The following is a 17,006-nucleotide window of genomic DNA, read 5'->3' as shown; positions in this document are numbered from 1 at the left end:
GGACCGCCTGGTCGGCTCAGCCGGACTTGCCGATGCCGATGCCGAACTCCCGGTAGACCCGCTCCCAGAACCCGTCGCGCAGCCAGGTGCGGGCCTCCTGGTAGGGGCGCAGCGAACGGCCCAGCTCCTTTTCCGCCTCGATCAGCAGCTCCTTGTCGATGACCGGGGGCAGGATCGGGCCGGGCAGCAGGTCGCGGATGTTGTCGCGGCCCCGCTCGAAGATCCACTTTTGCGCCACGTGCTCGCCGATCTCCTCCATCTGGTGGCGGTCCGGGCCGAGCTTGCCGTTGTGGCCCGAGGACGGCAGCGCACCGCCCGGGCGCGTCCCGACGCCGGGGATCGGCCGGGTGGAGGGGGAGCGGCCGGCGAACACCTGGGCCGGGGAGGGCACCGAGGAGTTCTTGGAGTGCACCGCCGCCTCCCGGGATGCGGCGGCCGGGGGGACGGGCAGCGCCTTGGCCTTGGTGAAATAGGGGCGCAGGAAGTCCGCCGACAGCACCTCCACCGTGTCGGACTCCCACACCAGCCACTCGGCCTGGTTGGAGCCGTGGGTGGGTTCCACCCCCCACAGGTGCACCAGCACCCCGTAGCGCTGGGCGGCCTCCACGGCCGGCAGCATGTCCTCGTCCCCGGCCAGCAGCACCGCGTCGGTGATGGCGCGATGGCGGGCCAGCGCCTCCAGGTCGGCGCGCAACTGGGCGTCCACGCCCTTTTGCTGCCCCTGGGCGTTGAGGTTTCCCAGCCGCAGCTTCACCCGCGGCAGGTTGGCGATCACCCGCTGGTCCACGGTGGGCTGGCGGCGCGGAGCGGCGTCGAACCAGTAGACCCGCAGCAGCTCGCCGCGCAGTTCCTTGGCGGCGTAGTCGATGAGGGCGTTGATGAGCTGTTCGGCCGCCACCCGGTACTCGCGGCGGGACGTGGCGTCCAGGAGCAGTGCCCCCGAGGCAGCGTAGAGGTACCCCGCGTCCACGAAGACGGCGTAGCGGGCAGGCTGGGGAACATGCTCCGAGGTAGCCATGGGCTTCCTACCTTATTCGCGTACGCACGCTTGCGGAGCGAAACCATGGACCCTGCTTCGCCGCGGCCCCGTTGACCTGCGTGGCCGGTGGGGCAAACCGCCAGGCGCCGGGCGTGTCCGCAATGCGGCGCCCATAAAGGCGCCCGGAGACCGTCCGGAAGGTCAGTGCGGCAGGACGGCGGCCCGCCAGGCTCCGGGGCCGTGCGGCAGCGGCCGGCGCATCATCCGGGACCGGTCGGCCCAGCCCGAGCGGCGGGCCGGAGCGGCGGCGGACCGCGCGGCCGCCGCGGCCCGCGCCGACAGCACCGCCACCAGGGCGGCGACCTCCTCCGCGGTGGCGTCGCCTCGGATGACCTGAAGGAACGGCCTGCCCTCAGCGCTCATGCAGCCTCCTTGCCGGCCCGCCGGGGCCGGAAACGACATTGCCGAATCGCAGTCGCCGGGTCACAGCGGAATGTTGCCGTGCTTCTTGGGCGGCAGCGAGGCCCGCTTGTCGCGCAGCGCCCGCAGCGCCCGGATCACATGGCCCCGCGTCTCCGACGGCTTGATCACCGCGTCCACATAGCCCCGCTCGGCGGCGATGTAGGGGTTGGCCAGCGTGTCCTCGTACTCGGTGATCAGCCGGGCGCGCAGCGCCTCGGGGTCCTCGGCGGCGGCCAGCTCCCGGCGGTAGAGGATGTTGACCGCGCCCTGGGCGCCCATCACCGCGATCTGCGCGGTCGGCCAGGCCAGGTTGATGTCGGCGCCCAGGTGCTTGGAGCCCATGACGTCGTAGGCGCCGCCGTAGGCCTTGCGGGTGATCACGGTGACCAGCGGGACGGTGGCCTCGGCGTAGGCGTACAGCAGCTTGGCGCCGCGCCGGATGATGCCGCCGTACTCCTGGTCGGTGCCGGGCAGGAAGCCGGGCACGTCCACGAAGGTCAGCACCGGGATGTTGAAGGCGTCGCAGGTGCGCACGAACCGGGCCGCCTTCTCGGAGGCGGCGATGTCGAGGGTGCCGGCGAACTGCATCGGCTGGTTGGCGACCACGCCCACCGAGCGGCCCTCCACCCGGCCGAAGCCGACGATGATGTTGGGCGCATACAGCGGCTGGATCTCCAGGAAGTCCCCGTCGTCGAGGACGTGCTCGATGACGGTGTGCATGTCGTAGGGCTGGTTGGCCGAGTCCGGGATCAGCGTGTCCAGCTCCGGGTCTGGCTCGGTGGGGTCGGCCTGCACGTCGTAGGAGGGCGGGTCGGACATGTTGTTGGACGGCAGGTACGACAGCAGCGCCTTGACGTATTCGAAGGCGTCCTCTTCGTCGGCCGCCTGGTAGTGCGCCACCCCCGACTTGGTGTTGTGGGTGTGGGCGCCGCCCAGCTCCTCCATGGTGACGGTCTCACCGGTGACGGTCTTGATCACATCCGGGCCGGTGATGAACATGTGCGAGGTCTTGTCGACCATCACGATGAAGTCGGTGATGGCGGGGGAGTAGACCGCGCCGCCCGCGCACGGCCCCATGATCAGCGAGATCTGCGGGATCACGCCGGAGGCGTGCACGTTGCGCTTGAAGATCTCCGCATACAGGCCGAGGGCCACCACGCCCTCCTGGATGCGGGCGCCGCCGGAGTCGTTGATCCCGATCACCGGGCAGCCGGTCTTGAGGGCGTGGTCCATGACCTTGCAGATCTTTTCGCCGAAGACCTCGCCCAGCGACCCGCCGGAGACGGTGAAGTCCTGGCTGAAGACCGCCACGTGCCGGCCGTCGATGGTGCCGTAGCCGGTGACGACGCCGTCGCCGTAGGGACGGTGCTTGTCCATCCCGAAGTTGGTGGAACGGTGCCGGGCCAGCTCGTCGAATTCCACGAAGGACCCCGGGTCCAGCAGCGCGTCGATCCGCTCCCGGGCGGTCATCTTGCCCTTGGCGTGCTGCTTTTCCACCGCTTTGGCCGAACCGGCGTGCACCGCCTCGTACCTGCGGCGCTCCAAATCCGCGATCTTGCCGGCGGTGGTGTGGATGTCGATATCGCCCGTGGGCTCGGGAGCATGCATCGCCATGGCTGAAAAGAGTAACCAGGTGCCACCGGCGAACTTCCGTCAGGTCCCGGTTACCGGTCGGTCCGTCCGTTTCGCGGGGGGATCGGATGGCTACGCTGGCCTCGTGGCTACCAATATGCGCGACTCGGCCGCCGGCCAGGTCCCCTCGGAGCAACGCAAAGCGCTGCGCGAGGAAATGCCCGAGCCGCTGCGGCGGGACGTCCGGCTGCTGGGCGCCATGCTGGGCGAGATCCTCGTCGAGTACGGCGGCCCGGATCTGCTGGAGGACGTGGAGCGGCTGCGGCACGCCGTCATCGACGCCCGCCAGGGCCGCGTCTCCATCGACGAGGCCGCCGCGCTGGTGGCCGGCTGGGACCTGGAGCGCGCCGAGCTGGTCGCGCGGGCCTTCACCGTCTACTTCCACCTGACCAACCTGGCCGAGGAGCACCACCGCATCCGCGCCCTGCGCGAGCGGGACACCGACCCGGCCCACCCGGTCTCCGGCTCGCTGGCGGCGGCGGTGGCGCAGATCCGCGGCACCGGCGAGCACCGCCTGGCGCAGGTGCTGGACGGGCTGGAGTTCCGGCCGGTCTTCACCGCCCACCCCACCGAGGCCCGCCGCCGCGCCGTGGTCACCGCGATCATGCGGATCAGCGCGCTGCTGCAGGACTTCAACGACCCCCGCAAGGGCGCCGCCGAGCGGGACGAGATCCGCCGGCAGCTGCGCGAGGAGATCGACCTGCTGTGGCGCACCGCGCTGCGCCGCCACACCCAGATGGACCCGCTGGATGAGGTCCGCACCGCGATGGCGGCCTTCGACGAGACCATCTTCCGGGTCGTCCCGCAGCTGTACCGCGCCCTCGACAGCGCCCTGGACGTGGGGGCGAGCGGCCCGGCCAGCGGCGCCCGCCCGCCCCGCGCCCACGCCTACCTGCGCTTCGGCAGCTGGATCGGCGGCGACCGGGACGGCAACCCGTATGTGACCGCGCAGATCACCCGCGAGGCGGTGCTGATCCAGTCCGACCACGTGCTGCGCGCCCTGGAGAACGCCTGCACCCGCATCGGCCGCCGGCTGACCGTCAGCTCCGCCACCACCCCGCCGTCGGCCGCGCTGCGCAACGCGCTGGACGCCGCCCGCACCGCCTACCCCCTGCTGATCGCCGAGCTGGCCAAGCGCTCCCCGGAGGAGCCGCACCGCCAGTACCTGCTGTATGTGGCCGAGCGCATCGCCGCCACGCGCGCCCGGCACGCCGACATGGCCTACCGCTCCCCGGAGGAGCTGCTGGCCGACCTGCGCCTGGTGCAGGAGTCGCTGGCCGGCGCCGGGGCCGTCCGGCAGGCCTACGGGGAGCTGCAGCACCTGATCTGGCAGACCGAGACGTTCGGGTTCCACCTGGCCGAGCTGGAGATCCGCCAGCACTCGCAGGTGCACGAAAAGGCCCTGGCCGAGGTCCGGGCGGGCGGGGCGCTCAGCGAGATGACCGAGGAGGTCCTCGACACCCTCCGCGTCGTCTCCTGGATCCAGCGGCGCTTCGGGGTGCGGGCCTGCCACCGCTATGTGGTCTCCTTCACCCGCTCGGCCGACGACATCGCCGCCGTCTACGAGCTGGCCGAATCCCTGGGCGACCACGCCCCCGTCCTGGACGTGGTGCCCTTGTTCGAAACCGGCGAGGACCTGGACCGGGCCCCGTCGGTGCTGGAGGGCATGCTCAAGCTGCCGGCGGTGCAGCGCCGGCTGGCCGAGACCGGGCGGCGGCTGGAGGTCATGCTCGGCTACTCGGACTCGGCCAAGCAGCTCGGCCCCACCAGCGCCACGCTGCGGCTGTATGACGCGCAGGCGGCGCTGGCGGCCTGGGCCGCCCGCAACGGCATCACCCTCACCCTCTTCCACGGCCGCGGCGGCTCGCTGGGCCGCGGCGGCGGCCCGGCCAACCGGGCGATCCTGGCGCAGGCGCCCGGCTCGGTGAACGGCCGGTTCAAGGTCACCGAGCAGGGCGAGGTCATCTTCGCCCGCTACGGCCAGCGCGAGATCGCCAAGCGGCACATCGAACAGGTCACCAACGCGATCATGCTGGCCTCCACTCCGGCGGTGGAGGCCCGCGCCCACGAGGCCGCCGTGCGCTTCCGCCCGCTGGCCGACCGGATCAGCGCCGCCGCCCAGGCCGCCTTCCGCGCCCTGATCGAGACCGAGGGCTTCGCCGAGTGGTTCGCCCGGGTCAGCCCGCTGGAGGAGATCTCCCGGCTGCGCATCGGCTCCCGTCCGGCGCGCCGCACCGCCACCCGCAGCCTGGAGGACCTGCGCGCCATCCCCTGGGTGTTCGCCTGGACCCAGACCCGGGTCAACCTGCCCGGCTGGTACGGGCTGGGCAGCGGCCTGGAGGCGGTGCTCGGCGGCGGGGACGACGAGGCGGGGCTGGCGGAGCTGCAGGAGGCCTACCGGTCCTGGCCGCTGTTTGCGGTGATGCTCGACAACGCCGAGATGAGCCTGGCCAAGGCCGACCGCGCCATCGCCGAGCGCTACCTGGCGCTGGGCGGCCGTCCGGAGCTGACCGAGCGGGTGCTGGCCGAGTACGACCGCACCCGCTCCCTGGTGCTGGCGGTCACCGGGCACCGGCGGCTGCTGGAGAACCGGCGGGTGCTCTCCCGCGCGGTCGAACTGCGCAACCCCTATGTGGACGCCCTGTCGCTGCTGCAGCTGCGGGCGCTGACCGCGCTGCGGGAGGGCGTGGCCGACGACGCCGAACGCGCCCGCCTGGAGGAGCTGCTGCTGCTGTCGGTCAACGGCGTGGCCGCCGGGCTGCAGAACACCGGCTGACGCCCGTGGGGTTGGATGGGGGTGTGAGCGAGTCACCCTTCACCGACCTGGCCCGGCCACCGCTGAACGAGCGGGCGCTCAACCGGATGCTGGTGCGGCCCGAGTCGCTGTGGCGGCGGGTGCGGGTCGTCGCCGAGACCGGCTCCACCAACGTCGATCTGGCCGAGGCCGCCCGCCGGGGCGAGCCGGAAGGGGCGGTGCTGGTCGCCGAGTCGCAGCGCGCCGGGCGGGGACGGCTGGGCCGGTCCTGGACGGCGCCGCCGCGCTCGGGCCTGACGTTCTCGGTGCTGCTGCGCCCGCCCGTCGAGGCGGCGGCGCTGGGCTGGCTGCCGCTGCTGACCGGGCTGGCGGCGGCCGAGGCGCTGCGCCGCGTCACCGGCCGCGTCACCGAGGACCTCACCGAGGGTTCCGCGCGGCGGAACGGGCGGGCCGCCGCCTTGGACGTCCGCCTCAAATGGCCCAACGACCTGATGGTGGGCGACCGCAAGCTGGGCGGGATCCTCGCCGAGCGGGTGGGGGACGCCGTGGTCATGGGCGTCGGGCTGAACGTGAGCCTGCGCGAAGAGGAACTGCCGGTGCCGACGGCGACCTCACTGCTGCTGGAGGGCGCCGCCTTCCGGGAACGGGAGGCGTTGCTGCGGGCGATCCTGCGCGAGCTGGAGGACTGGTACCGGCGGTGGACGGCGCAGGGCGGCGACGCAGAGGGCAGCGGCCTGCGCGCCGCCTACCGGGACCTGTGCGCCACGCTGGGCCGGCAGGTCCGCGTCGTGATGCCCGGCGACCAGGAGATCACCGGCCGTGTCGCCGACGTCGATGCCGCCGGCTGTCTGGTGGTGGTCACGCCGGAGGGCGAGCAGACGGTCGGGGCCGGCGATGTGGTGCACGTTCGGTGACCGGAAGTGGGATGTTTCACGCTTGGGGCACCAATCCGGCCTCATTTCTGTCACGATATCTGGCGTGGGTCGGTACGTGCCCCTTGCTGGTGATCGAATCGGGTGGTGACTTGGGACGGGTGAAGACAGACGAGGTCCCGGCGGTGACGCGGCCGTGCGCCGAGCCGTACCGGCCTGTCGGGGGTCCGGCCGATGACGTCCGCGAGCGGCGATAGCGGCGGCCGCCCCCGGCCGGAGGGGGAGGAGGGCGTCCTGCCCGACCCCCGGCGGTTCGAGGAGCTGCTGCTGGGCGGCGAGCTGCGCTACAACCGGGTGGATGCGATCCGCCTCGGCGGGGTGACCAAGGAGTTCTCCCAGCGGCTGTGGCGGGCCTTGGGCTACCCGCACCTGAGCGATGACGCGGTGGCCTTCACCGACCGCGACATCGACGCCCTGTGCCAGCTGCGGCGCCTGATGGACGAGGGCGTGCTGGATGAGGACGGGGTGATCCGCCTGGTGCGCGCCTTCGGCCAGACCATGACCCGCCTGGCCGAATGGCAGGTGGACCTGCTCACCAGCCTGACCGGTCAAGACGAGCTGGAGCCGCCCACCCCCGAGTCGCTGCGCGCGCTGGCCGAGCTGGCCGAAAAGCACATCGATGAGCTGGAACCGCTGGTGGTGCACGCCTGGCGGCGCCAGCTGGCCGCCGCCGGCACCCGCGCGCTGGCGCTGGCCGCCACCGCCGGCGAGTCCGACGCCACCCGCCCGCTGGCCACCGTCGGGTTCGCCGACATGGTCTCCTTCACCCAGATGAGCCGCGAGCTGGAGGAACCGGAGCTGGCCCGGGTGGTGGAGCGCTTTGAGGAGACCACCGCCGACGTGGTGGCCTCCCGCGGCGGGCGCCTGATCAAGACTTTGGGCGATGAGGTGCTCTTCAGCGCCGACTCCCCCGAGCTGGGCGGGGAGATCGCCTTGAGCATCGCCGAGGCCATCAAGGACGAGACCGAGATGCCGGACGTGCGGGTGGGCGTGGCATACGGCCCGGTGCTGCCCATGCGCGGCGACGTCTTCGGCACCACCGTCAATCTGGCCGCCCGGCTGACCTCCATCGCCCGTCCCGGCACGGTCGTCATCGACGCCGAGCTGGCCGCCGCGCTGGAGAAGTCGGAGGATTACACCGTCACCCGCATCGTCCGCCGTCCCGCCCGCGGCCTGGGCATCATCCAGCCCTATGTGCTGCGCCGCGCCACCGGCCGCTGAGGCTCGGCCTCCGGCCGTCCCGCCCGTGCGTCGGCATGGCGAGAGCGGAGGGGACGGCCGACGTTCCGGCTTTCGGGTCAGGCGTCGCCGTAGTCGGCGTCGTCCGGGGAGTCGGTGAGGCGCTGCAGGTAGTTCTGCTCACCCAGGGAGCGGACGAGGCTGAGCTCGGTCTCCAGGTAGTCGATGTGCTTTTCCTCGTCCTCGAGGATGTCTTCGAAGATCCGCGCGGAGGTGATGTCGCCGCGCGAGCGCATCAGCTCGATGCCGTGCCGCAGCCGGGCCACCGCCTCCATCTCGATCGCCAGGTCCGCCTCCAGCTGCTCGAAGACGGTCTGCCCGATGCGCAGCGGGTTGATCTTCTGGTAGTTGGGCAGGCCTTCCAGGAAGAGGATGCGGTCGGTCAGCCGCTCGGCGTGCCGCATCTCGTCGAAGGATTCGTCCCGGGTGTGCTTGGCGAGCCTGGTGTAGCCCCAGTTCTGCTGCATCTTGGCATGCAGGAAGTACTGGTTGATGGCAGTGAGCTCGGCCGTGAGCTGCTCGTTGAGCAGCGCGATGATCTCCTTGTCGCCTTCCATGCGGTCCATGTTTCCACGCGGAAGGCTTATTAGGACAGCATAAATCCCCCGGTTGGCAATGAACATCACAGGACAACCGCCCATCCCGGGGTGGAGTGCGCGTTATGCCGGTTAGGGGTGAGTGGCGGGAATCCTCCTCAAAAACTCTCGGCGGCGATGGTGGCCTATGCGGCCGACGAGCCCGGAACGGCAGGCATGCCGAGCGGGACCTGCACTCCCTGCAGCGGCGCCATGGGCGTGGGAGCGAACGGATCGGCGGGCGCCTCCTCGACCGGCGGCAGGTCGTCGACGGCCTGCACCGGCGTGGCGGCGCGGTTCTCCCGGACCATGGCATACAGCCGCCGGGTGCACACCCCGCAGCCGGGCTTCATGCCGCACGCCGCCTTGACCTCCCGGACCGTCCCCGCACCGGCGGCCATGCAGTTGTGCACGTCGTCCTCGGTGACTTCGTTGCAGATGCACACGTACATCCGGTCGGGGACCTCCCAGAAGGGCGCGGGGGCGCACAGCCGTCGGGGCAGCCTCATTAGGTAAGGCTTCCCTAAGGTAACCGATGGATGTCCGCTTTGGCCAGAGCCCCGTCCCGCCGTGTGGAGCCCGGCCGGCGGGGAAGGGACCCCTCGCATCGAGGAGGTGACCGGTGGGTGATCTCTGGCCGGGGCAGGCGTATCCCCTGGGAGCCCGCTTCGACGGGGCGGGAACCAACTTCGCGGTGTTCTCCGAGGCGGCCGAACGGGTGGAGCTGTGCCTGTTCGACGACGCCTTCGACGACACCGCACCGCAGGGCGGGGAGACCCGCATCACCCTGCCGGAAGTGGACGGCTTCGTCTGGCACGGCTACTTACCGGGCGTCATGCCCGGCCGGCGCTACGGCTTCCGGGTGCACGGCCCGTATGAGCCGGAGCGGGGACTGCGCTGCAACCCCAGCAAGCTGCTGCTGGACCCCTACGCCCTGGCGATCGAAGGGCGGGTGGACTGGCACCAGGCGTGCTTCGGCCACGCCTTCGGCGACCCCTGGTCGCGCAACGACCTGGACTCCGCCCCCCACACCATGCGCTCGGTGGTGGTCAACCCCTACTTCGACTGGGGGGACGACCGCCCGCCGCGCACCCCCCACTGCGAGACGGTGATCTACAGGGCCCATGTGAAAGGCCTGACGATCGCCCACCCCGACATCCCGCCGCGGATACGCGGCACCTACGCCGGGCTGGGCCACCCGGTGATGACCGAGTACCTGCGCGAGCTGGGCGTCACCGCGGTGGAGCTGATGCCGGTGCACCAGTTCGTCCGCGGTGACCCGCCGGCGCGGCGGCGCCCGCGCACCGGCCGGGGCGGCGGCCCCATCGGCTTCTTCGCCCCGCACAACGAGTACTCCGCCTCCGGCGGCCGGGGCGAGCAGGTCCTGGAGTTCAAGTCGATGGTCAAGTCCCTGCACGAGGCGGGCATCGAGGTCATCTTGGACGTGGCCTACAGTCACACCGCCGAAGGCGACCACCTGGGGCCGACCCTGTCGTTCAAAGGCCTGGACAACCCCTCCTACTACCGACTGTCGGACGACGACCCGCGCTACTACGCGGGCGCCGCCGGCAACGGCTTCCTGATGCGCTCCCCCCACGTCCTGCAGATGATCATGGACTCGCTGCGGTACTGGGTCACCGAGATGCACGTGGACGGCTTCCGCTTCGCCCTGACCGCCGCGCCGGGCGAGGCCGGCCACCTGAGCGCCTTCTTCGACCTGGTGCAGCAGGACCCGGTGGTCTCCCGGGTCAAGCTGATCGCCGCGCCGCCCGGTGCGGGCGAAGACGGCCGCCGGGCGGGAGGCCTGCCGCCGCTGTGGGCCGAGTGGAACGTCCGCTACCGCGACACCGTGCGCGGCTACTGGCGCGGCCGGCCGGGCACCGTGCTCGACCTCGCCTCCCGGCTGGCCGGCTCCCCGGACTTGTACGCCGGCGACGGCCGCCGTCCCAGCGCCTCGATCAACTTCGTGACCGGCCACGACGGCTTCGCCCCAGGCGACCGGGCGCGTCGCGGCGGCCGTTCCCGAAAACGCGGCCGCGCGGAGCCCGCCGGCGCTCCGGCCCTGCGCGAACGCCACGAACGCAACCTGCTGGCCACGTTGTTCCTGTCGCAAGGGGTGCCGCTGCTCTTCCAGGGGGACGAGCTGGGCGGCGCCTGCCGCCGGGACGGCGAGGACGCCCGGGTGGACTGGCGGCGGCTGCGCGAGGACCGCCGGCTGCCGGACTTCGTGCGCGAGCTGACCCGGCTGCGCGCGGCGCACCCGATCTTCCGGCGGCGCCGCTTCGCACGGGGGCGGCCGCTCGCCGGGACGGCCGCCTCACCCCACGGCGACATCGGCTGGTTCACCCCCGACGGCCGGGAGATGACCGAACGCGACTGGCGCGCGCCGCGCGCCAAGGCCCTGCAGGTCTTCTTGAACGGGGAGGCGATCGGCGAAGCGGGCCGGCACGGCCGGCGCATCCGGGACGAGTCGTTCCTGCTGATCTTCAACGCTCACCCCGGTGAGCTGTGCTTCACGCTGCCGCCCGAACACTACGGCGCCTCCTGGAGAAAGGTTCTGGACACCGCCGACGCCCGGCCGGCCGAAGACGACGCGGTCGTCGTCAAAGCCGGTGACGTGCTGCCGGTGGCCGGGTGCGCGATCCAGGTGCTGCGCCGCATCTGACGGCCGGGCCCTCAAGGCGTCCCCGCCGCCGTGGCCGGCGTACGGGATGCAGCGGCGGAGAAGACGACCCGTTGCCGGCCTTCGGTCCCAGAATCGCCGATGATGCCGGGACGCTCGCCTTTCGCGGCGGTTCGCGGAGGTCTTTGGGGACGGCCGCCCCGCGGTGCAGGCCGCTTCCCGGCGAAGCCGCCCACAAGGGCGGCACAACGCCCGTTCTGCCGGGCGACGGAGCGCTGCGCGCCGGGTGCGTGACTTCCGGTGTGGGAGGAGTCACGTACGGTTACTTCCCGGTTTGGGGGGTATATCTGTGTTCGCGGATGTACTACACGTGGCAAACCGCAGGTCAAGAGGCCCGCGGTGGCCCCGGAAACATTCATGAATAGCCATACGATGCCCACATGACGTCTGTACTGCTCGCTGAGGACGACACCTCCATCTCCGAGCCTCTCGCCCGCGCACTGCGGCGCGAGGGGTACACCGTTGAAGTCAGCCCCGACGGCCCCCAGGCGCTCGAAAGGGCGCTGGGCGGCGGGGTCGACCTCATCGTGCTCGACCTCGGGCTCCCCGAGCTCGACGGGCTGGAAGTGGCACGTCGGGTGCGCTCGGAAGGACACGGCGTGCCCATCCTGATCCTGACCGCCCGGGCCGACGAAGTGGACACCGTCGTCGGGCTTGACGCGGGCGCCGACGACTACGTCACCAAACCGTTCCGGCTGGCCGAACTGCTGGCCCGGGTGCGCGCCCTGCTGCGGCGGGGCAGCACCGAGACCCCGATCGTGCAAGGGGTGCGGATCGACGCCGAGTCGCGCCGCGCCTGGATGGGCGATCAGGAGCTCCAGCTCACCACCAAGGAGTTCGACCTGCTGCGGGTGCTGGTCCGGGACGCCGGCAAGGTCGTCACCAGAGAACAGATCATGCGGGAGGTGTGGGACACCAACTGGTGGGGTTCCACCAAGACCCTGGACATGCACATCTCGTGGCTGCGCCGCAAGCTGGGCGACGACGCCGCCAACCCGCGCTACATCACCACCGTGCGAGGCGTCGGGTTCCGCTTCGAGCGCGGTGACTGAACCCTTTCCAACACCTGGCCCAAGGCATCGGGGAGGGGGGCCCGGGCGGTCTCCGCTGCCGCGACGTTCCAGGTCGCGGCAGCGTCCCTGACTGCAAGGCCCCGTCCCGGCGTGCGGAGGCGGCGTGTTGAAAAGGTTCATCGAACCCTTTTCAGCCGGACCGTTCCCGGCGGCCGCATGGCGCACCCGGCCCGGCCGCGCGGGGACGCCGCGCTCTGCCGGCGGCGATGTCGAGAAGGGTTCATGGGGACCTTTTCCGCCCCGGCGACGCGACCGCGGCGCAGCGCGCGCCGGGTCATCGTCATGACCGGCCGGCGTCGGCCGCGGGCCGACCGGAGAAGGTCCGACATTCAGGCCGTGGCCGTGCAGCGGCGGGCGGTGTCCCGAGCACCGGTCCCGCCCGCCGCCACGGCCGCGGATCCATTCGACCGAAGGAGGCCCCATGAGGCGCCGGCTGCTGCTGTCGACCCTCGCGGTGGCGGTAGTCGCCATCCTGCTGCTGGGCGTCCCGCTCGCCTACACCACGCACCGTCTCATTTACGAAGAGGCCCACCGGTCGCTCGAACGCGAGACCGCCACGATCCTCGGCGGGGTGCAGCTCAGCCTGAGCACCGGTCGCATGGTCACCGCCGACCGGGTCGCCCAGGGGTACCCCGGGCGGTACATCGTGATAACCCTGCCGGACGACACGGTGATGACCGCCGGGGAGCGTCCCCCCAAGGGCACCGAGCTGCTGACCCACTCGCGCACCGCCGGGGGGATCGGGGTGCAGGTCTCCCAGCCCGCCGCCGCGGTGCACGAGCAGGCGCTGCGCCAGCTGCTGCTGATCGGCGGCCTGGCGCTGCTGGGGTTGGCGGTCACCGTGGCGCTGGCCATGTTCCAGGCCCGCAAGTTCACCCTGCCGCTGCGCGATCTGGCCGAGACCGCCGACCGGCTGGGCACCGGCAACGCCCGGCCGCGCCGCCGCCGCTACGGCATCCCCGAAGTGGACCGGGTCGCCGAGGTGCTGGACCGCAGCGCGGTGCGCGTGGCCGACCTGCTGGCCGCCAGCCGCGAGTTCGCCGCCGACGCCAGCCACCAGCTGCGCACCCCGCTGACCGCATTGTCGATGCGGCTGGAGGAGATGGTCCGCTCCGCCGACCAGCCCGAGGTCGTCCGGGAGGAGGGCGCCGCCGCGCTCTCCCAGGCCGAGCGGCTGGTGGCGGTGGTGGAGCAACTGCTGGCCCGCGCCCGGCACGACCGCACCGGCACCGCCCAGCCGGTCGGGCTGGACGATGTGGTCGCCCAGCAGGTGGAGGAGTGGCGGCCGATCTTCCGCCGCGCCGGCCGGGACATCCATCTGACCGGCGAACGCGGACTGGTCGGGCTGGTCAGCCCGGCCGGGCTGTCGCAGATCCTGGCCACCTTGCTGGACAACTCGCTGGTGCACGGCGCCGGCACGGTCACCATCACCACCAAGAACAGCGCCGGCTCGGTGGTCGTGGAGGTCGGCGACGAAGGCCCCGGCGTGCCTCCCGAACTGGAACGCCGGATCTTCGAACGCAGCGTCAGCGGCGGCGAAGGCACCGGGCTGGGCCTGTACCTGGCCCGCTCGCTGGCCGTGGTGGACGGCGGCCGGCTGGAGCTGCTGCAGGCCCGTCCGGCGGTGTTCGCGGTGTTCCTGCGCCAGGTCAACGAGATACAGCTGGCCGAAGAGCCGGTGGTGGTGGGCCCCACCTGATAGGCGCCGGGGTCTTTCAGCCGCGGCGATCGCCCACCGAGGAGGGGGCGTGCTCGTGCACCCGGGCGCCGCCGGAGGCCGCCCGCCATGCTCCGTGCGAGGCGGCCCCGTTCACGGCCGCCCCGTTCACCGGCTTGCCGCCGGCCGCCTGCGGCCGGACGGCCTCGGCGGGCTCGGGAAGCCCGGAGGCCGGGTCCACCGGCGGCGCCTGCACCGGCAGGAACACCCACTTCTTGTAGGACCAGAACCGGAACAGCGTGGCGATCCCGGTACCGAGGATCAGCGAGGCGTTGTAGGCCACCGGGTCGTCCAGGCCCAGCCCGTAGTGCGTGAACCCGATCACCAGATTGGTGATCACCAGCCCGACGCCGTTCAACGCAAAGAACAGCACATACTCGCGGCCCATCCCGGACCGGTCGCGGTGCCGGAACGTCCAGTACCGGTTGGCCAGGTAGGCGAACGTGGTGGCGACCACGGTGGCCACGGCGTTGGACTTCAGCGGCCCCAGATGCAACCCGAACTGCAGGGCGTTGGCCGTGCCGATGGTGATGACGAACGCCATCGCGCCCACGCTGCCGAACTTCGCGAGCTCGCGCACCAGGTGCTCGAACCGCCGGTAGAGATTGGCGATCAGGCTCACGAAGAAGAACCGTCCTTCCGGCCGCGGGGCAGTGTCGCCCATCGAGAATAGAGCCACCCGAAGGCGAGGGCGCCCAAAGCGCGATCTTTCGGGTGCGCCGGGCGGCCGCCCGGCACCGGGTGTGCCCCAGAGCACGCCGCCCACACCAGGTGAGACGCCGTCCACGCCGGGTTCGTTCACCTGCGAGCGGGCCGATAACCTTCTCGGCGTGAGAGAACCAGGGCGGATGCCGGTCGTGGGGATGATCGGGGGCGGGCAGCTGGCCCGGATGACCCAGCAGGCGGCGATCGGACTGGGGACGCCGCTGCGGGTCCTGGCCGCCTCCCCGCAGGACTCGGCCGCGCTGGTCTGCGCGGACGTGCGGATCGGCGAGCACACCAGCGCGGCGGACCTGCGCTCCTTCGCCAAGGGCTGTGACGTGGTCACCTTCGATCACGAGCACGTCCCGCCCGCCCTGATTGAGGAACTGGAGTCGGCCGGCACGATCTGCCGCCCCGGTTCGGCGGCCCTGCTGCACGCCCAGGACAAGCTGGTGATGCGCGAGCGGCTGAGCGCCATCGGCGCGCCCTGCCCGCGCTATGCGCCGCTGCCCGCCGACGACCCCATGGCGGCCCTGCGGGCGTTCGCCGACCAGGTGGGGCTGCCGCTGGTGCTCAAGGCCACCCGCGGCGGCTACGACGGCAAGGGCCTGTGGATCCTGGACGACCTGGACGCCGGCGCCGCGGCCCTGGTGGAGCGGCTGCTCGGCGAGGGGGTCGCCCTGATGGCCGAGGAGCACGTGCCGTTCCGCCGGGAACTGGCCGCGCTGGTCGCCCGCTCCCCGCACGGGCAGGGCGCCGCCTACCCGGTGGTGGAGACCGTGCAGCGGGACGGCATCTGCCACGAGGTGATCGCCCCCGCCCCCGGGCTGGAGGAGGAGCGGGCCGTCCAGGCCCAGCGGCTGGCCCTGGAGATCGCCGAACGCCTCGGGGTGACCGGCCTGCTGGCGGTGGAGCTGTTCGAGCTGGAGAGCGGGCTGGTGGTCAACGAGCTGGCGATGCGCCCGCACAACTCCGGGCACTGGACGATCGAGGGCGCCCGCACCTCCCAGTTCGAGCAGCACCTGCGCGCCGTGCTGGACCTGCCGCTGGGCTCTGCCGAGCCCACCGCCCGCCATGTGGTGATGGCCAACGTGCTGGGCGGCGATGACGCGGACATCTACCCCCGCTACATCCACGTGATGGCCCGCGACCCGGCCGTGAAAGTGCACTTTTACGGCAAGCAGGTGCGTTTGGGCCGCAAGATCGGGCATGTGACCGCGCTGGGCGACGACCTGGAGGAGACGCTGGAGCGGGCCCGCCACGCCGCCGCCTACCTGCGGTGGGGCCCGGCGCTGGGACCGGCCGAGGAGGGAAGATGACGGCACCGCTGGTCGGCGTGGTGATGGGCAGCGACTCCGACTGGCCCGTCATGAAGCAGGCCGCCGAGGCGCTGGAGGAGTTCGGCGTCCCGTATGAGGCCGATGTGGTCTCCGCGCACCGGATGCCGCACGACATGATCGCCTACGGCGCGCAGGCCGCCGAGCGGGGCCTGCGCGTGATCATCGCCGGGGCGGGGGGCGCCGCCCACCTGCCCGGCATGCTGGCCTCGGTGACCCCGCTGCCGGTGATCGGCGTCCCGGTCCCGCTCAAGCACCTGGACGGGCTGGACTCGCTGCTGTCCATCGTGCAGATGCCCGCCGGCGTCCCGGTCGCCACCGTCGCGGTCGGCGCCGCCCGCAACGCCGGGCTGCTGGCCGTGCGCATCCTGGCCGCCTCCGACCCCGAGCTGCAGGCCAAGATGCGCGACTTCCAGCAGGACCTGTACCGGCAGGCCAAGGCCAAGGGCGCCCGGCTGCGCGAGTCCCTGGGGGCCGAGGGCGCCTGAGGTTCAGTGGCGCAGCGCCCACTCCACCGCCGGGCAGCGGTCCATCACCACGTCCAGTCCGGCCGCCAGCGCCCGCTCGGCGGCCGCCTCGTCGATCACGTCGAACGGCATCCACACCGCCCCGGCGCCCCGCGCGATCGCCTCGTCCACCACCTTCCCGGCGAACTGCGCCCGCCGGTACACGCCCACCACGTCGATCTCGATGTCGGCGGGGATGTCGGCCAGCGTCGCATAGGCCCGCTCGCCCAGCACCGCCTGGGCCTGCGGGTGCACCGGGATGATCCGCTTGCCCCGTCCCTGCAGCTTGCGCGCCTGGTCGTAGACGGTCCGGGCGGGGTTGTCGGACAGCCCCACAAAGGCCCAGGTGCGTGACTTCTCCAGCAGCCGTGTGATCACATCCGGGTCGGCGTATCGCTCGTTCATGCCCGGCAC

General features: G+C 72.0%; 15 protein-coding genes. 8 read left to right on the top strand and 7 right to left on the bottom strand.

Translation table 11 applies throughout. The features are described 5' to 3' along the window. Nucleotides 1–16: 16 nt before the first annotated feature. From TCUR_RS20285 to TCUR_RS20275, 3 genes are all read right to left on the bottom strand, one after another. Nucleotides 17–1,018: an NYN domain-containing protein gene (locus TCUR_RS20285; RefSeq protein WP_012854443.1), complete on the bottom strand. Its 1,002-nt coding sequence runs from the start codon at nucleotides 1,016–1,018 to the stop codon at nucleotides 17–19. A gap of 162 nt (nucleotides 1,019–1,180) precedes the next feature. Continuing rightward, nucleotides 1,181–1,402 (bottom strand): acyl-CoA carboxylase subunit epsilon, encoded by a 222-nt coding sequence (locus tag TCUR_RS20280; RefSeq protein WP_012854442.1) that lies wholly within the window; start codon nucleotides 1,400–1,402, stop codon nucleotides 1,181–1,183. Between the two features lie 60 nt (nucleotides 1,403–1,462). Further along, nucleotides 1,463–3,055, bottom strand: a complete 1,593-nt coding sequence (locus tag TCUR_RS20275) for an acyl-CoA carboxylase subunit beta (RefSeq protein WP_012854441.1) — start codon at nucleotides 3,053–3,055, stop codon at nucleotides 1,463–1,465. Between the two features lie 115 nt (nucleotides 3,056–3,170). Here TCUR_RS20275 and TCUR_RS20270 point away from each other — a divergent pair, with 115 nt between their 5' ends. From TCUR_RS20270 to TCUR_RS20260, 3 genes are all read left to right on the top strand, one after another. Further along, entirely contained in the window at nucleotides 3,171–5,849 is a 2,679-nt protein-coding gene (locus TCUR_RS20270; RefSeq protein ID WP_012854440.1) for a phosphoenolpyruvate carboxylase, read from the top strand. A gap of 23 nt (nucleotides 5,850–5,872) precedes the next feature. Beyond that, nucleotides 5,873–6,742, top strand: coding sequence for a biotin--[acetyl-CoA-carboxylase] ligase (locus tag TCUR_RS20265; RefSeq protein ID WP_012854439.1), 870 nt, complete (start codon nucleotides 5,873–5,875; stop codon nucleotides 6,740–6,742). A 192-nt stretch (nucleotides 6,743–6,934) separates the two neighbouring features. Then, on the top strand, nucleotides 6,935–7,981 hold the full coding sequence (locus TCUR_RS20260; protein ID WP_012854437.1) for an adenylate/guanylate cyclase domain-containing protein: 1,047 nt from the start codon (nucleotides 6,935–6,937) through the stop codon (nucleotides 7,979–7,981). A 77-nt stretch (nucleotides 7,982–8,058) separates the two neighbouring features. Here TCUR_RS20260 and bfr read toward each other — a convergent pair whose 3' ends face one another. Next, nucleotides 8,059–8,556 carry a bacterioferritin gene (gene bfr / locus TCUR_RS20255; RefSeq protein ID WP_012854436.1) on the bottom strand — a complete coding sequence of 166 codons (498 nt, stop codon included), beginning with the start codon at nucleotides 8,554–8,556 and terminating at the stop codon, nucleotides 8,059–8,061. A gap of 164 nt (nucleotides 8,557–8,720) precedes the next feature. After that, nucleotides 8,721–9,083, bottom strand: a complete 363-nt coding sequence (locus TCUR_RS25835; RefSeq protein WP_012854435.1) for a (2Fe-2S)-binding protein — start codon at nucleotides 9,081–9,083, stop codon at nucleotides 8,721–8,723. A gap of 113 nt (nucleotides 9,084–9,196) precedes the next feature. On the opposite strand from TCUR_RS25835, the gene TCUR_RS20245 reads away from it, so the two are divergent. The 3 genes from TCUR_RS20245 (at nucleotide 9,197) to TCUR_RS20235 (ending at nucleotide 14,029) form a co-directional block, all read left to right on the top strand. Beyond that, on the top strand, nucleotides 9,197–11,239 hold the full coding sequence (locus TCUR_RS20245; protein WP_012854434.1) for a glycogen debranching protein: 2,043 nt from the start codon (nucleotides 9,197–9,199) through the stop codon (nucleotides 11,237–11,239). Between the two features lie 398 nt (nucleotides 11,240–11,637). Continuing rightward, entirely contained in the window at nucleotides 11,638–12,309 is a 672-nt protein-coding gene (locus tag TCUR_RS20240) for a response regulator transcription factor (protein WP_012854433.1), read from the top strand. Nucleotides 12,310–12,751: 442 nt separating this feature from the next. Continuing rightward, nucleotides 12,752–14,029: an ATP-binding protein gene (locus TCUR_RS20235; protein ID WP_012854432.1), complete on the top strand. Its 1,278-nt coding sequence runs from the start codon at nucleotides 12,752–12,754 to the stop codon at nucleotides 14,027–14,029. A 16-nt stretch (nucleotides 14,030–14,045) separates the two neighbouring features. Here TCUR_RS20235 and TCUR_RS20230 read toward each other — a convergent pair whose 3' ends face one another. After that, on the bottom strand, nucleotides 14,046–14,669 hold the full coding sequence (locus TCUR_RS20230; RefSeq protein ID WP_245536909.1) for a GtrA family protein: 624 nt from the start codon (nucleotides 14,667–14,669) through the stop codon (nucleotides 14,046–14,048). 226 nt (nucleotides 14,670–14,895) lie between these two features. On the opposite strand from TCUR_RS20230, the gene TCUR_RS20225 reads away from it, so the two are divergent. Together TCUR_RS20225 and purE are read left to right on the top strand one after the other, a co-directional pair. Beyond that, nucleotides 14,896–16,068 carry a 5-(carboxyamino)imidazole ribonucleotide synthase gene (locus TCUR_RS20225; RefSeq protein WP_083789909.1) on the top strand — a complete coding sequence of 391 codons (1,173 nt, stop codon included), beginning with the start codon at nucleotides 14,896–14,898 and terminating at the stop codon, nucleotides 16,066–16,068. Further along, entirely contained in the window at nucleotides 16,065–16,574 is a 510-nt protein-coding gene (purE, locus tag TCUR_RS20220; protein ID WP_012854429.1) for a 5-(carboxyamino)imidazole ribonucleotide mutase, read from the top strand. Before TCUR_RS20225 ends, purE begins: the two co-directional genes overlap by 4 nt. A 3-nt stretch (nucleotides 16,575–16,577) precedes the next feature. Here the strand turns inward: purE and TCUR_RS20215 are convergent, their stop codons facing one another. Beyond that, on the bottom strand, nucleotides 16,578–16,997 hold the full coding sequence (locus tag TCUR_RS20215) for a CoA-binding protein (RefSeq protein ID WP_012854428.1): 420 nt from the start codon (nucleotides 16,995–16,997) through the stop codon (nucleotides 16,578–16,580). Nucleotides 16,998–17,006 lie beyond the last annotated feature (9 nt).

Origin of the sequence: Thermomonospora curvata DSM 43183, from assembly GCF_000024385.1 — a bacterium.
In the GTDB taxonomy this organism is placed as follows: domain Bacteria; phylum Actinomycetota; class Actinomycetes; order Streptosporangiales; family Streptosporangiaceae; genus Thermomonospora; species Thermomonospora curvata.
Note: the sequence above shows the minus strand (reverse complement) of the source record. Positions and strands in the feature narration are given on the sequence as shown.

Bases quoted from the DNA above. Each gene is read 5' to 3' on its own strand.
- TCUR_RS20270 (WP_012854440.1), top strand. From the start codon at position 3,171: ATGCGCGACTCGGCCGCCGGCCAGGTCCCCTCGGAGCAACGCAAAGCG.
- TCUR_RS20280 (WP_012854442.1), bottom strand. From the start codon at position 1,402: ATGAGCGCTGAGGGCAGGCCGTTCCTTCAGGTCATCCGAGGCGACGCC.
- TCUR_RS20240 (WP_012854433.1), top strand. From the start codon at position 11,638: ATGACGTCTGTACTGCTCGCTGAGGACGACACCTCCATCTCCGAGCCT.
- TCUR_RS20275 (WP_012854441.1), bottom strand. From the start codon at position 3,055: ATGGCGATGCATGCTCCCGAGCCCACGGGCGATATCGACATCCACACC.
- TCUR_RS20260 (WP_012854437.1), top strand. From the start codon at position 6,935: ATGACGTCCGCGAGCGGCGATAGCGGCGGCCGCCCCCGGCCGGAGGGG.
- TCUR_RS20225 (WP_083789909.1), top strand. From the start codon at position 14,896: ATGCCGGTCGTGGGGATGATCGGGGGCGGGCAGCTGGCCCGGATGACC.
- purE (WP_012854429.1), top strand. From the start codon at position 16,065: ATGACGGCACCGCTGGTCGGCGTGGTGATGGGCAGCGACTCCGACTGG.
- bfr (WP_012854436.1), bottom strand. From the start codon at position 8,556: ATGGAAGGCGACAAGGAGATCATCGCGCTGCTCAACGAGCAGCTCACG.
- TCUR_RS20285 (WP_012854443.1), bottom strand. From the start codon at position 1,018: ATGGCTACCTCGGAGCATGTTCCCCAGCCTGCCCGCTACGCCGTCTTC.
- TCUR_RS20235 (WP_012854432.1), top strand. From the start codon at position 12,752: ATGAGGCGCCGGCTGCTGCTGTCGACCCTCGCGGTGGCGGTAGTCGCC.
- TCUR_RS20215 (WP_012854428.1), bottom strand. From the start codon at position 16,997: ATGAACGAGCGATACGCCGACCCGGATGTGATCACACGGCTGCTGGAG.
- TCUR_RS25835 (WP_012854435.1), bottom strand. From the start codon at position 9,083: ATGAGGCTGCCCCGACGGCTGTGCGCCCCCGCGCCCTTCTGGGAGGTC.